Annotated in this window: 13 protein-coding genes and 1 pseudogene; 6 read left to right on the top strand and 8 right to left on the bottom strand. The window is 62.4% G+C overall.

The annotated features are described in order from the left end of the window. Positions 1-26 precede the first annotated feature (26 nt). Genes rpe through H4I97_RS01210 form a run of 8 tightly spaced genes read right to left on the bottom strand, consistent with a single transcriptional unit; the run spans position 27 to position 8,661 of the window. Positions 27-716 (bottom strand): ribulose-phosphate 3-epimerase, encoded by a 690-nt coding sequence (gene rpe, locus H4I97_RS01245; RefSeq protein ID WP_182306162.1) that lies wholly within the window; start codon positions 714-716, stop codon positions 27-29. Further along, complete coding sequence (cbbX, locus tag H4I97_RS01240; protein ID WP_182307504.1) at positions 713-1,591, bottom strand: CbbX protein; 879 nt, start codon at positions 1,589-1,591, stop codon at positions 713-715. Before cbbX ends, rpe begins: the two co-directional genes overlap by 4 nt. A 54-nt stretch (positions 1,592-1,645) precedes the next feature. Then, on the bottom strand, positions 1,646-2,065 hold the full coding sequence (locus H4I97_RS01235; protein ID WP_182306161.1) for a ribulose bisphosphate carboxylase small subunit: 420 nt from the start codon (positions 2,063-2,065) through the stop codon (positions 1,646-1,648). Between the two features lie 10 nt (positions 2,066-2,075). Then, the gene (locus H4I97_RS01230) at positions 2,076-3,536 is read right to left on the bottom strand and encodes a form I ribulose bisphosphate carboxylase large subunit (RefSeq protein WP_182306160.1); all 1,461 of its coding nucleotides are present in this window, start codon (positions 3,534-3,536) and stop codon (positions 2,076-2,078) included. A 37-nt stretch (positions 3,537-3,573) separates the two neighbouring features. Further along, positions 3,574-4,653, bottom strand: a complete 1,080-nt coding sequence (fba, locus tag H4I97_RS01225; RefSeq protein ID WP_182306159.1) for a class II fructose-bisphosphate aldolase — start codon at positions 4,651-4,653, stop codon at positions 3,574-3,576. A 50-nt stretch (positions 4,654-4,703) separates the two neighbouring features. Continuing rightward, positions 4,704-6,713 (bottom strand): transketolase, encoded by a 2,010-nt coding sequence (gene tkt / locus H4I97_RS01220; RefSeq protein WP_182306158.1) that lies wholly within the window; start codon positions 6,711-6,713, stop codon positions 4,704-4,706. A gap of 10 nt (positions 6,714-6,723) precedes the next feature. Next, positions 6,724-7,596, bottom strand: a complete 873-nt coding sequence (locus H4I97_RS01215; protein WP_182306157.1) for a phosphoribulokinase — start codon at positions 7,594-7,596, stop codon at positions 6,724-6,726. Between the two features lie 15 nt (positions 7,597-7,611). After that, positions 7,612-8,661, bottom strand: coding sequence for a class 1 fructose-bisphosphatase (locus H4I97_RS01210; RefSeq protein WP_182306156.1), 1,050 nt, complete (start codon positions 8,659-8,661; stop codon positions 7,612-7,614). A gap of 118 nt (positions 8,662-8,779) precedes the next feature. Here H4I97_RS01210 and H4I97_RS01205 point away from each other — a divergent pair. The 6 genes and pseudogenes from H4I97_RS01205 (at position 8,780) to H4I97_RS01180 (ending at position 14,076) form a co-directional block, all read left to right on the top strand. After that, positions 8,780-9,717: pseudogene (locus H4I97_RS01205) on the top strand (LysR family transcriptional regulator). Positions 9,718-9,759: 42 nt separating this feature from the next. After that, entirely contained in the window at positions 9,760-10,239 is a 480-nt protein-coding gene (locus H4I97_RS01200; RefSeq protein ID WP_244658689.1) for a hypothetical protein, read from the top strand. Positions 10,240-10,345: 106 nt separating this feature from the next. Then, positions 10,346-11,029, top strand: coding sequence for a helix-turn-helix domain-containing protein (locus H4I97_RS01195; RefSeq protein ID WP_182306155.1), 684 nt, complete (start codon positions 10,346-10,348; stop codon positions 11,027-11,029). A 100-nt stretch (positions 11,030-11,129) separates the two neighbouring features. Continuing rightward, complete coding sequence (locus tag H4I97_RS01190; RefSeq protein ID WP_182306154.1) at positions 11,130-12,236, top strand: ABC transporter substrate-binding protein; 1,107 nt, start codon at positions 11,130-11,132, stop codon at positions 12,234-12,236. Next, positions 12,233-13,294: a FecCD family ABC transporter permease gene (locus tag H4I97_RS01185; RefSeq protein ID WP_182306153.1), complete on the top strand. Its 1,062-nt coding sequence runs from the start codon at positions 12,233-12,235 to the stop codon at positions 13,292-13,294. Before H4I97_RS01190 ends, H4I97_RS01185 begins: the two co-directional genes overlap by 4 nt. Continuing rightward, positions 13,294-14,076 (top strand): ABC transporter ATP-binding protein, encoded by a 783-nt coding sequence (locus tag H4I97_RS01180; RefSeq protein WP_182306152.1) that lies wholly within the window; start codon positions 13,294-13,296, stop codon positions 14,074-14,076. The genes H4I97_RS01185 and H4I97_RS01180 overlap by 1 nt, the downstream gene beginning before the upstream one ends. Positions 14,077-14,080: the final 4 nt, after the last annotated feature.

Below are 14,080 nucleotides of genomic sequence, written 5' to 3'. Positions count from 1 at the left end.
CCTCCTCGCAGAGTGTCGAGATTTGGTCAGGCGGCTTTCTGCCCGAGCGCTGCATCGGCGGCGGCCCGGATCGCGCTAATATTCTCCCTATACGCCTCCTTGTCACCCCCTTTGAAAACTGCCGAGCCGGCCACCAGCACGTCCGCGCCTGCCGCCGCAACCAGTGGAGCAGTCGCAGGCGTGACCCCACCGTCGATTTCGATATGGATCGGCCGGTTGCCGATCATCGTCCGTACACGACGCACTTTCTCGACCACGGCCGGAATGAAGGCCTGCCCGCCGAAGCCCGGATTGACGGTCATCAACAGGATGAGATCGATACGGTCGAGCACGTATTCGATGACGTTCTCAGGCGTGGAAGGGTTGAGCGAAACACCGGCCTTCTTTCCGAGCGCCCTGATCGCCTGCAGCGACCGATCGAGATGGGGACCGGCCTCGGCATGGACGGTGATGATATCACAGCCGGCATCGGCAAAGGCTTCGAGATAAGGATCGGCCGGCGCGATCATCAGATGGCAGTCGAACACCGCGTCGGTACGGTTGCGGATCGCCTTGATGACCGGCGGGCCGAAGGTGATGTTCGGCACGAAGTGACCGTCCATCACATCCAGGTGGATCCAATCCGCGCCTGCCTGTACGACGGACTCGACTTCGTCGCCGAGGCGGGAGAAGTCGGCGGAGAGCACGGAGGGAGCGATGATCGCCTTCCTGTTCATGATGCCTGTTCCTCCGTGGCTTTAACGGCTGCAAGTACCCGGCTCGGCCGGATATCGGCGGCCGTGATCGTCGATAATTCCTCGGCGGATGACGGACCGTCCGAGGTGTCCAGCAGCCGGTTCGCCTGCCTCAACCGCGCCCGGTCGAGCGCATTGCGGATCGAGCGGGCATTGGCGAAGTGCGACTGGCGCCGACGGGCAGTGATATACTGTGCCATCACCCGGCGAGCTTCCGCGTCGAGACGATAACTCTGGTCGGACAACATCATCTCCCCGATCGTCAGAAGCTCATCGTCCGTGTAGTCGGGGAAGTCGATGTGATGAGCGATACGGGAGCGAAATCCCGGATTGCTTTCGAAGAACCGGTCCATCCGATCCGCATATCCTGCGAGGATCACAACGAGGTCGTCGCGCTGGTTCTCCATCACCTGCAGCAGGATCTCGATCGCCTCCTGGCCGTAGTCCCGCTCGTTTTCCTGGCGATATAGATAGTAGGCCTCATCGATGAACAGCACGCCGCCCATCGCCTTCTTGAGGATTTCCTTCGTCTTCGGCGCCGTATGGCCGATGTACTGGCCCACGAGGTCGTCGCGCGTCACCGATACGAGGTGGCCCTTGCGGATATAACCGAGCCGATGCAGGAGATTGGCCATCCGCAGTGCCACGGTCGTCTTGCCGGTGCCCGGGTTTCCGGTGAAGCTCATGTGAAGCGTCGGTGTCTCATGCGCCAGTCCGAGGCGTTTTCGGGCGCGCTCCACCAGCAACAGGGCGGCCGTCTCCCGGATCCTTTGCTTGACCGGCTCGAGACCGACGAGTTCACGATCGAGTTCGTCGAGAATGTCCTTTACGCCGGACTGCTGGTACTCGACCTTCAGGTCGACGGCCGTCGGCGGGGGCCACCGTCGGCTGCGCTTTCGTTCGGAACGAGGTCAGCCATAGCGCTGCCCCGCCGGCCGTTCCGTTGCATAGGAACGGGTCGTATAGCGGACGACCCGCCCGGCGGATTCCTGCCGTTCGAGATGGAAGCCCGGCTCCTCCTTCGGCCGGTTGACGATGAAGGAAAGCTTCACCGATTCCCAACCATGGCCGTTGTCGAACGCGACGAGCCGGATGTAGCGGTCACCATAGACCTTACGGCATTCCCGCAGTTCCATCAGCAGCGCAGCCGCATCCGGATTGTCGAACATCGGATGCCCCCACATGTCCCAATAGGTATTGCGCGGATGCGGGTCGTCGGTGAATTCGAGGCTGACCGCCCAGCCCTTGTCGATGCAGTATTGTACCTGCTTGGCGATCTGTTCGTCCGTCAGCGGCGGCAGGAAAGAGAAGGCGCCTTGGGTGATGTACATGTCGGTTCTCCTATTCGGCAGCGGTCGCGGTCGGAACGAAGTCCGGCGAGTCCGTCGAGGTGTAGTTGAAGGTGACATCCTTCCAGACGTCGAGCGCCTGCCGCAGTGGCTGGCAGTGACGCGCCGCAGCCCTGAGGATTTCCGGCCCCTCGTTCACGATGTCCCGGCCCTCGTTGCGGGCGAGCACCATGCATTCGAGCGCGACACGATTGGCCGTCGCACCGGCGGCGATCCCCATGGGGTGACCGATCGTCCCGCCACCGAACTGCAGGACGACATCCTCGCCGAGAAGATCGAGCAATTGGTGCATCTGTCCGGCATGAATGCCGCCGGAGGCGACCGGCATCAGTTTGTTGAGCGACGCCCAGTGCTGGTCGAAGAAGATGCCGTTCTCAAGCCGCATCGGGTTGAAGTCCTCGCGGCAGATGTCGTAGTAGCCGCGCGTCGTGGCCGGATCGCCTTCGAGCTTGCCGACCACGGTGCCGGCATGAATGTGGTCAACGCCGGCGAGCCGCATCCATTTGGCGATGACCCGGAAAGAGACGCCGTGGCTCTTCTGACGGGTATAGGTTGAATGGCCGGCCCGGTGCAGATGCAGGATCATGTCGTTGCGACGCGCCCATTTCGCCATCGACTGGATGGCGGTGTAGCCGATCACGAGGTCGATCATCACGATGTTCGAACCGAGCTCCTTGGCGAATTCCGCACGCTCATACATGTCCTCCATCGTCGCCGCGGTGACATTGAGATACGTTCCCTTGATCTCCCCGGACTCTGCCTGCGCCTTGTTGACTGCCTCCATGCAGTAGAGGAAGCGCTCTCGCCAGTGCATGAATGGCTGCGAATTGATGTTCTCGTCGTCCTTGGTGAAGTCGAGCCCGCCCTTGAGCGCTTCGTACACGACACGGCCGTAATTGCGGCCGGAAAGACCGAGCTTCGGCTTCACCGTGGCGCCGAGCAGCGGCCGTCCGAATTTGTCGAGCCGCTCCCGTTCGACCACGATGCCGGTCGCCGGACCTTGGAACGTCTTCACATAGGCGACGGGGAAACGCATGTCCTCCAGACGCAGCGCCTTCAGCGGCTTGAAACCGAAGACGTTTCCGATGATCGACGCGCTGAGGTTGGCGATGGAGCCCGGCTCGAAGAGGTCGAGATCGTAGGCGATGTAGGCGAAGTACTGGCCTTCGCCGTTCGGCACCGGATCGACACGATAGGCCTTGGCGCGATACTTCTCCGTCGCCGTCAGCCGGTCCGTCCAGACAACCGTCCAAGTGGCCGTCGAAGACTCGCCGGCAACCGCTGCGGCCGCCTCGATCGGATCCACCCCATCCTGCGGCGTGATACGAAAGACCGCGATGATGTCGGTGTCCTTGGGCTCGTAATCGGGCTCCCAATACCCCATTTTCTTGTATTCCATGACGCCGGATTTGTAGCGTTCCTTACCGGTAACCGTTTCTGACCTGTGCGGCATGATAGCCTCCTTTTCCGGTTTGAATTCTGGGACCGCGCTAAGCAGCCTTGGCAGTAGCGATGCGCGGGTCGAGTACCCCGCTTGCGTAGCGGCGGGCCATTTCATCGAGCCCGACCACCTTGATGCGAGAGGCGTTCCCGGCTGTCCCGAAGGCCTCGAAGCGAGCCCGGCAAAGGTCGCGCATCGCGTCCATCGCCGGTTTCAGGAACTTCCGCGGGTCGAATTCTCCGGGCCGTTCCAATGCGACCTTGCGGAACTGACCGGCCATCGCCATGCGGCAGTCGGTGTCGATATTGACCTTGCGCACGCCATGCTTGATGCCGCGGACGATTTCCTCGACAGGGACACCGAAGGTCTGGGGCATGTCGCCGCCGTACCTGTTGATGACGTCCTGCAGTTCCTGCGGAACGGAGGACGAGCCATGCATCACGAGATGTGTGTTCGGCAGCTTGGCGTGAATTTCCTCGATGACCCGCATCGCCAGAATGTCGCCGGTCGGCTTGCGGGTGAACTTGTAGGCACCGTGCGAGGTGCCGCAGGCAATCGCCAGCGCATCGACCTTGGTGCGGGTTACGAAGTCGACCGCCTGGTCGGGATCGGTCAGCAGCTGGTCTTGGCTGAGCTTGCCCTCGGCACCATGACCGTCCTCGGCCTCGGACTCGCCGGTTTCAAGCGAACCGAGCACGCCGAGTTCGCCTTCCACCGAGGCGCCGACCCAATGGGCCATTCGGGCGACGCGCTCGGTGATTTCCAAATTGTACTCGTAGGAGGCGGGCGTTTTTGCATCCGCCTCAAGAGAGCCGTCCATCATCACCGAGGTGAAGCCGTGGCGGATCGCAGTCATGCAAGTCGCCTCGTCGTTGCCGTGGTCCTGATGCATGCACACCGGGATGTCGGGGTAGATCTCGGCGAGAGCGTCGATCATCTTCGCAAGCATGATGTCGTTGGCGTAGGTGCGGGCACCGCGCGATGCCTGAATGATGACGGGCGCGTCACAGGCTTTCGCCGCCTCCATTATGGCGAGGCCCTGTTCCATGTTGTTGATGTTGAATGCCGGCACGCCGTAGCCGCGTTCGGCGGCATGATCCAGCAGTTGTCGCAGTGTAATTCTTGCCATTGGCTCATGATCCTTTTCATCCGAGTTTCAACTGCCGGCGCACGCGCCGGCTAGGGCACCAGCCTGCAAGCCGCCTCCACCGCGGCCTCGACGGTGATGCCGAAATGACGATAGAGCTCCGGCGCCGGCGCGCTCGCGCCGAAGCCGTTCATTCCGATGAAAGTGCCACCTTCGCCAATGTAGCGATCCCAGCCGAGGCGGCATGCCGCTTCGATTGCCACGCGCGGCGCAGTGCCGAGCACCGAGCGGCGATACTCGGGCGTCTGCTCTTCGAAGAGTTCCCAGGAAGGCATCGACACGACAGCGGCGGCGATCCCGTGATCGGCCTGAAGCCGCTCGGCCGCGGCGATGGCGATCTCGACCTCCGATCCGGTCGCAAGCAAGGTGACGTCCCGCGCCGTTGCCGACTCCCTCAACACGTAGGCGCCGCGCACGGACAGGGCCGTCGAGCTGTGGCCGAGCCGGAGCATCGGCAGGTTCTGGCGAGAGAGCACCAGCACGCTCGGCCGGTCCTGCTGCCTCAATGCGATTTCCCAGCACTCGGCCGTCTCGACGATGTCGCAGGGCCGGAAGACGGTGATGTTGGGCGTCGCCCGCAGCATCGCCAGATGCTCGATCGGTTGGTGGGTAGGGCCGTCTTCGCCCAGCCCGATGGAATCGTGGGTCATCACATAGATGACCTGCTGGCCCATGAGTGCCGAAAGGCGCATGGCCCCGCGGGCGTAATCGGAGAAGACCAGGAAGGTGCCGCCATAGGGGATGAAGCCACCATGCAGCGCCAGTCCGTTCATGGCCGCCGCCATGCCGTGCTCGCGGATGCCGTAGTGGATGTAGCGACCGGAGAAGTCCTTCGCCGTCACATCCTCCATTCCCTTGGTGACCGTCAGGTTGGAATGCGTGAGGTCTGCAGAGCCGCCGATCGTCAGGTCCGTGAGGCCGTTGACAACGCCAAGCACCATCTCCGAAGCCTTGCGGGTGGCGACCTTGGTTGCCTTCTCGACATGCTCCCGGCGGAAGGCGTCGAGTGCCTCGAACAGTGTCTCCGGAAGCTCCTTGCGAAGCGTTCGCTGAAATGCCTCGGCCTCCGGCGAGGCTTCGAGCCGCGCCGTCCAACGGCGCCGGGCTTCGTCGCCGCGTTCGGCGACCTCGCTCCAACGATCGAGGATCGCCTCCGGCACATCGAAGGGCGCGTGCGGCCACTGAAGCACTTCGCGGGCGGCCGCGATCTCCGCGTCGCCGAGCGGCGCGCCGTGGGTCTTCTCCGATCCCTGCAGGTTCGGGGCGCCCTTGCCGATCACCGTCCGGCAGGAGATGAGCGACGGCCTGTCGGACTGCCTGGCGTGAGCAATTGCCCGTTCGATCGCCTCGAAATCGTGTCCATCGACCTCCTGGACATCGAAGCCGGCAGCCGTGAACCGTGAAAGCTGGTCCATTGACGTGGAGAGGTTCGTCGGTCCGTCGATCGAAATCGAGTTGTTGTCCCAGAGCACGATCAGACGCGACAGCCGAAGATGGCCAGCGAGATCGATCGCCTCGTGGCTGATCCCCTCTTGCAGGCATCCGTCGCCGGCGATCACATAGGTATAATGGTCGACCAGGGCGTCACCAAAACGGGCGTTGGCGAGGCGTTCGGCGATTGCCATTCCGACGGCGCTCGAAATGCCCTGTCCGAGCGGGCCCGTCGTCGTCTCGATGCCGCTGGCATGGCCGTATTCGGGGTGGCCCGCCGTCCGCGCGCCGAGCTGCCGAAAGCGCTTGAGCTCCTCGACGGTCATATCCGGATAGCCGACCAGGTAATGCAACGCATACTGCAGCATTGAGCCGTGCCCCGCCGACAGGACGAAGCGGTCGCGGTCCGGCCAGTCAGGATGAGCGGGATCGATCTTGAGAAAGCGGGTGAAGAGGACCGTTGCGACATCCGCCATGCCCATCGGCATGCCAGGGTGACCGGAATTCGCCCGCTGCACGCCATCCATGGCCAGCGCACGAACGGCATTTGCCATGTCGCGCTCGCTCACCTCTATCGGTTCGGGGCTCGTCTTCAGGGCCTGTTCTTGCATGGGTTCCTCCTCAGGATGCGCGATTGCGGCGCTCGATCAGTTGCAGGATGAGCGGCGTCAGAATGAGCTGCATGGCGAGATCGAGCTTGTTGCCGGGCACGACGATCGAATTGGCCCGCGACATGAAAGAGTCGTGGATCATCGAAAGCAGATACGGGAAGTCGATTCCCCGCGGCTTGGCGAACCGGATGACGAGCATCGATTCGTCAGCCGTCGGTATCCAGCGCGCCACGAAGGGGTTTGAGGTGTCGACGATCGGCACACGCTGGAAGTTGATGTCCGTCTGCGTGAATTGCGGTGTGATGTAGCGCACATAGTCCGGCATACGCCTCAGGATCACGTCCATGACCGCCTCGGTCGAATAGCCGCGGGTCGCCCGGTCCCGGTGAATCTTCTGGATCCATTCGAGGTTGATGACGGGGACGACCCCGATCTTCAGGTCTCCGAAGCGTGCGAGATTGACCTGCTCCGTTACTGCGCAGCCGTGCAGCCCCTCGTAGAAGAGGAGGTCGCTCGGGCCAAACTCCCGCCAGTCCGTGAACGTACCGGCCGGCGCATTGTATTGGGCAGCCTCTTCGTCATCGTGGATGTAGGTCCGGGTCCGACCCGAGCCGCGGCGAGAATATTCGTCAAAGACCTGCTCGAGAATTTCGAGCTCGTTCGCCTCGGCGTTGAAATGCGTGAAGTTGGGATTGCCGTTCGCCTGCTCTTCGGCGACTTTTGCCTTCATGGCTTGGCGGTCGTAGCGGTGGAAGGCGTCGCCTTCGATGAACGCGGCCTCGATGTTCTCCCGGCGGAAGATCTGCTCGAAAATCCGCTTTACCGAGGTCGTGCCGGCGCCGGAGGAGCCGGTGATCGAGATGATCGGGTGCTTTGTGGACATCCGTGTTACCTCCCGTCAGGCCCTGAAGAGGCCGCGATTGTTGAAGAGAGGCGCACGCTCGCCGATGAAGCTCGGATCCGTATGGTAGCGGGCGATCCGATGCACTTCGCGCGCCGAGCCGAAGATCAGCGGCACGCGCTGATGCATGCTCTGTGGCGTCAGTTCCAGGATCCGGTTGACCGTATCCGTCGCGGCTCCGCCCGCCTGCTCGATGAGGAAGGCGATCGGGTTGGCCTCGTAGACGAGCCGGATCCGACCGTCGCCATAACCCTTGCGTTTGTCGCCGGGGTAGAGAAACACGCCGCCGCGCATCAAAATACGATAGGTTTCGGCAACCAGAGAAGCGATCCAGCGCATGTTGAACTCCTTCTCCCGCGGGCCCTCCGCTCCCTTGAGGCAGTCGTCGACATAGAGGCGAACGGACTCGTCCCAGTGCCGATAGTTGGCGGCATTGATCGCGAATTCCTGGGTTTTGGGCGCCAACACCACGCTTTCATAGGCCTGCATGAAAGTCCCGAGACGCGAGGAAAAGACGAAGACGTGGGTACCGTTGCCGACCGTCAGCACCAGCGCGAGCTGCGGACCGTAGATGAAAAAGCCGGCAGCGAGCTGGGCGCCTCCCGGTTGGAAGAAGGAGGCGTTTCGCTCGCTGACCGGTTCACCGACCACAGGGAGGATCGAAAAGATGGTGCCGATCGAGACATTGGTGTCGATATTCGATGAACCGTCGAGCGGATCGATCGCCACGGCGATCGGCGCGCCCGGATCAAGGACGACAGGGTGTTCCAGCTCTTCCGAACCGTAGAGACAGACCGGCGCCTGCCGCATCGCCTCGATGAACATGTCATCGGCATGGACGTCGAGGTCCTTCTGAGCGTCGCCGTCGCTGTTGGAACGCCCGCGATGCCCGGCGAATGCGCTGCCGAGTGCGCCCTGATTGATGGTCTTACGCATCGTCACGGCGGTCAGGGCAAGCTGCCGAACCGTCTGGGAGACTGCGATCCTGAGCGGGTCTCCGCTTGAAATGTAGGAACTCAGAAAGGCGTCTAGGGTCGCCGAAACCATTGTCCTGTCCTCCCTGCCCACTCCTCTTGTCGGGCATGGAGATATCGAAACAGAGATGCCGTGCTGAGTAAAATTTATTATATTTACGTAGACACTAAGAAAAATTAAGTTACCAATTATGCGCAATCTGACCCTTAAGAACCTTCGGGCCATAGAGGCCGTCTTGAAGCACGGCACGATCGCCGGTGCCGCGAACGCGATCGGTCTGACGCCGTCGGCGATCACCATCCAGTTGAAGCAGGTCGAGGAAGAGGCAGGCCTGCTTCTCTTCGACCGTACGAATGAGGGCCTGCGCCCGACGGCGGCAGGATACGCCTTCGTCGATGCGGCCCGGACGATCGAAGAACGTCTGCGCCTTCTCGACGACGAACTCGATGCCATAAAAGGGCTGCGGGCGGGTACCCTGACACTCGGTTGCGTATCGACGGCGAAGTACTTCGCACCTCACCTGATGGCGACCTTCAGGAAAGAGCATCCGGACATCTCGATCACGCTTTCGATCGGGAACCGCGCGGAGGTCATCTCGAGCCTCAAGAACCACGAGATCGATATCGCTTTGATGGGACGCCCCCGAAGGACCTGCCACTGAGTTCGTCGATCTTCGGCGATCATCCCCTGGTGATGGTCGCGGCGCCGGATCACCCGCTTGCCGAGAAGCGCGGTATCACCAAGGAAGAGATCGCCCGGGAGCATTTTCTGATTCGCGAACGAGGCTCCGGCACCCGTATCTCGCTCGAGATATTCCTGAGCGAAATTCCCGGCAAACTGGACGACCTCGGCACCGAAATGGCTTCGAACGAGACCATCAAGCAGGCGGTCATGGCGGGACTGGGCGTCGCGTTCATATCCGCCCACACGATCGCGATGGAGCTGGAATATGGCAAGCTCACGATGCTCGACGTTATCGGCATGCCGATCCGCCGCCAGTGGTTTTCGGTGATGCGCACGGACAGAACCCTCTCGCCCGCCATGGCGGCGTTCCAGGACTTTCTGCGCCGTCGCGGGGCGCAGTGCCTGCCCTTCTTCAATCGCCTTTATCCCGAAGTCACCGGCTAGTGCCCTCATACGATGCACATACAGTCCGAGACCGCGGGCCCGGTGGAACAAACCGCCGCAGGCAGCACCATTGCGCTCGGGACCACCAATGAGGTATCCGTGATGGGAACCGAGGATTCACGGGCGATGATGAACCGACAAAAGATGGCGCGCGGCCTGGTGCACGTTCTGTGCACACTTGCGCTGCTGTTCGTCGGATTTGCGCACAAGGTGCCCGATGTCTTCGGCGGCCTCCCGCCACAGGAGCTCGCCGCCTACACCTTGCCGGACGGCACGCTTCCCGAGCTCTGCCTGCCCTCCACGGACGGCAACAGCCATGACCATGGCGCCGCCCCCGGAGCCGGTTGCGAGGCTTGTATAATCAGCGCCTCGATTATCCTGCCCTTGCCGACGGATGTTGCAGGTCAACCGCCGCAGCAGGCCGGCGACGACATTCTCCCGGTTCGCTACGAGGCGTTCTATCGCCAGATTTATCCGCCGAACGCAGCACCCAGAGCACCTCCTGCCGGTTTCGTTGTCTGAACGCCGCGGCGCTTGCGCCCGGATTTCGTCAACATGGCCGGCGCACCCCGCCTGAACTCTGCCTGTACGGAGGAGCGGGTGACCGGCCGAGACCGGAACCATCACCATGCTCAACATTTCCGTTCCCAAGGAGGCAGCCCGCGTTGCGCCTCCTGAACTCGTGCTTACGTTCCCGCGGCAGGCACGCTCCACGCAGAGCCGGGTCATTTCGCCCGGGACGACGATTTACTTCGAAGGTTTCCGTCGTTCGCCTGCCTATCGCCTCGTTGACGGCTGCGTGGCGATATCGCAGACGCTCCGGGATGGCCGTCGCCAGATCGTCGACATTCTTGGCCCCGGACGTCTGTTCGGGCTCTCGCTAGGCGACAGCAACGCCTGCTCGGCTGAGAGCCTGACCTACACCCATATCGAGCAACTGGACGACAGCCTCGCCCCCTCAGAGACGCAGCAGGAGGTTCATCTCATGCTGCGGCGGGCACAGGCGCACGCAACCCTTCTCGGTCGGAAGACCGCGATGGAGAAGGTTGCTTCGGCCGTCCTCGACCTCTCGTGCCAGTTCGCGCGGCCCTCGAGATCCTCGAAGCGTCGACGGGTGACCTTTACGCTCTATCTCACCCGAGCCGATCTCGCCGACTGGCTGGGCCTGACGGTCGAAACAGTCAGCCGTTGCCTCAACCAGCTCAAGCGTGGGGCACTGATCGATTTCACCCATCCGGAAATCGTAACGATCCTGGATCGTGACGCTCTGCTTGAGATCGCTGACATCAACGGCACATGCCGTTCGATGTGAGCGCACAACCGCGAGGGGCCCGAACGGCACCCGGAAACATCTGTCGGGGAACAGTGCGAGCCGGGTGCCGAAACTTTCTTTGAACCTAGGGGACTATCCGATGAAGACACTGCTCAAATGCATGATCGCCGGGTTGGCGATGATCCTCGCCGGGCCGGCACTGGCCGAGATCAGGGTGACGGACGTCAAGGGACGAGAGGTGACGCTCGCCGCACCGGCGAAACGCGTCATCCTCAATTTCTATTATGAAGACTACATCGCCGTGGTCGGGCCGGGAGCGATGGACAAGGTGGTGGCACTCTCGCTTTCCACCTGGAAGGACTGGCGTCCGAAACAGTTTGCAAAGTACCTGGAAGCAATCCCGACAATCTCGGACATTCCGGACGTGGGTGACGCCGAGAACGGAACCTTCTCCGCCGAGAAGGTCATCGCCGCCAAGCCCGATCTCGTCATCCTCGGGGTTTGGACCTATGACGCGATGGGCGACACCGTGCGGCAGATCGAGCAGGCCGGCATTCCGGTCGTCACGCTCGACTACAACGCCCAGACGCTCGAGAAACACATTCAGTCGACGCTCATTCTCGGCAAGGTCATGGGTTCGGAGGACAGGGCTGAAAAGCTCGTCGCCAACTACAAGAGCGCGATGGATGACATCGCAGCGCGGATCAAGGCTGCCGGCCCGTCGAACAAGAAGGTCTACGTAGAGCTCGCACAGAAAGGTCCATCCGAAGTCGGCAACAGCTACGGCAACGGCATGTGGGGCACACTGGTCGACTCCCTCGGCGGCCTCAACATCGCCAAGGGACAGGTCGAGAATTGGGGACCTCTCAGCCCCGAATATGTGCTGACCCAGAAACCCGACCTCATCTTCCTTGCCGGTTCGGAATGGCTGAACAAGCCGCAGGCGGTCTCGGTCGGCTTCGGTGCCGATCCGGTTGTCACGCGCGAAAGGATGAAGGCTTATCTCGGCCGCCCCGGCTGGTCGGAACTGCCGGCGGTCGTCTCCGGCAACGTTCATGCCATCTATCATGGCGGCACGCGGACGCTCTCCGACTACGTCTACGCCCAGTACATAGCAAAGCAGCTCTATCCGGAGGCATTCAAGGACGTGCACCCGGCGAAGAACCTCGCGCAATATTACGAAACATGGCTGCCCATCAAGGCCGACGGCGTCTTCGTTCTGCCCTATCCGGCGCCGGGTCAATGACCGCCGACGCTTCGACGATCGAAAGGCTGCGCGGCGATTATCGCCGTGCAGCCCTTCTACGGGCGCTGGCGCTGACCATTGCGTCCGCCAGCCTCGTTGCTTTCATGGTCATCGACCTCGCGACCGGACCGTCGGGAATGCCGGTTTCAACCGTCTGGTCGACACTGCTGGCCGGACCGAATGGTAGTGACACGATGGCCGTCACGATCCTCTGGCAGCTGCGGATGCCGCAGACGTTGATGGGCGCACTCGTCGGCGCCAGTCTCGGCATTTGCGGGCTGCAGATGCAGACCATCCTCTCAAATCCGCTTGCGAGCCCGTTCACGCTCGGCTTTTCGGCCGCAGCCGGTTTCGGAGCCGCACTTGCGATCATGTTCGGCGGGCTCCTGCCGCTTCCGGATTTTCTCGTGGTCCCGGTCTCCGCCTTCCTTATGACGCTTGTCGCCTGCGCGCTCGTCTATTCGATTGCGTCGCTCCGCGGCGCGACACCGGAGATCCTGGTGCTCGCCGGCATTGCCGTGCTTTTCTTCTTCCAGTCGATGCAATCGCTTCTGCAGTTCCTCGCATCGCCCGAAGTCCTGCAGCAGATCGTCTTCTGGCTCTTCGGCAGCCTGCTCAAGGCGACGTGGCTCAGCGTCGCTGTCCTCTCGATCGTGCTCGCGCTCGTCCTGCCTTTCGTACTGCGCGATTCGTGGAAATTGACCGTCTTGCGGCTCGGCGACGCCAATGCCGCGAGCCTCGGGCTGTCGGTGGAGAGCCTCCGCACGAAGACCTTCCTGCTCGTCGCCGTCATGACGGCAGCCGCCGTTTCCTTCGTCGGCACCATCGGCTTTATCGGCCTGATCGCCCCGCATGCGGCACGGGCAGCCGTCGGCGAGGATCATCGCTTCGCCCTGCCGATGGCCGCACTGGCCGGCGCGACAATGCTGGTCGCGGCCTCGGTTTTCGGCAAACTCATCTCACCCGGTGCAGTCATCCCGGTCGGCATTATTACCGCGGTTGCCGGCGTACCCGTGCTGTTCGCCGTCATCGCCCGGCGCAGTCGTGGAGGCGTCTGATGCGGCAAGGTCTCATACTGGACAAAGTAGCTGTCGAGCGTGGTCGAACAACGATCGTCAGCCATTTCTCGGCCGCTCTCGTTCCCTCCCAGCTCGTCGCCGTCATCGGACCGAACGGTGCCGGCAAGTCCACACTCCTCGGAGCGATCGCCGGCGATATCCCTCACAAGGGCTCGATCCTCTGGAACGGTCAGCCTGTCGATCGCGCCGCCGTCGGCTTCATGCCGCAATATTGCGCAGTCCGGGCGGAGTTGTCCGTGTTGCAGGTTCTGCTGCTCGGCCGCCACGAAAAGCTCGGCTGGCACGTGCGCGAGGATGATCTCTCGGCTGCGGCCGAAATCCTCTGCTCCCTCGGCCTCGACCATCTGGCCGAGCGCCCCATGACGACGCTTTCCGGCGGGCAGCAGCAGATGGTGCTCCTCGCGCAGAGGCTCATGCGCGAGCCACGCCTGCTCATTCTGGATGAAGCGACCAGCGCACTCGATCTGCGTCATCAGATCGGCGTGCTGGACCTCCTCAAGGATTATGCGAAGCGAACCGGTGCACTCGTCCTGATCGCCATCCACGACCTCAATCTCGCTTCGCGACACGCGGACAGCCTGATGCTGCTTCACGGAGGAGAACTCGTGTCTCATGGAACCTCGTCCGAGGTCCTGACACTGCCAGCCATCCGGTCGATCTACCAGATCGAGGCAGAGGTGCTGCGCTGCCGCTCCGGCCTGCCGGTCGTCGTTCCGCTCGGTGTCGCTGCCTTCGCCCCGATACGTGATGCCGCCCAGTAGCGGG

Source organism: Ciceribacter thiooxidans (assembly GCF_014126615.1).
Classification (GTDB): Bacteria; Pseudomonadota; Alphaproteobacteria; order Rhizobiales; family Rhizobiaceae; genus Allorhizobium; species Allorhizobium thiooxidans.
The sequence above is the reverse complement of the archived record's forward strand: the minus strand, read 5'-3'. Positions and strand labels throughout refer to the sequence as shown.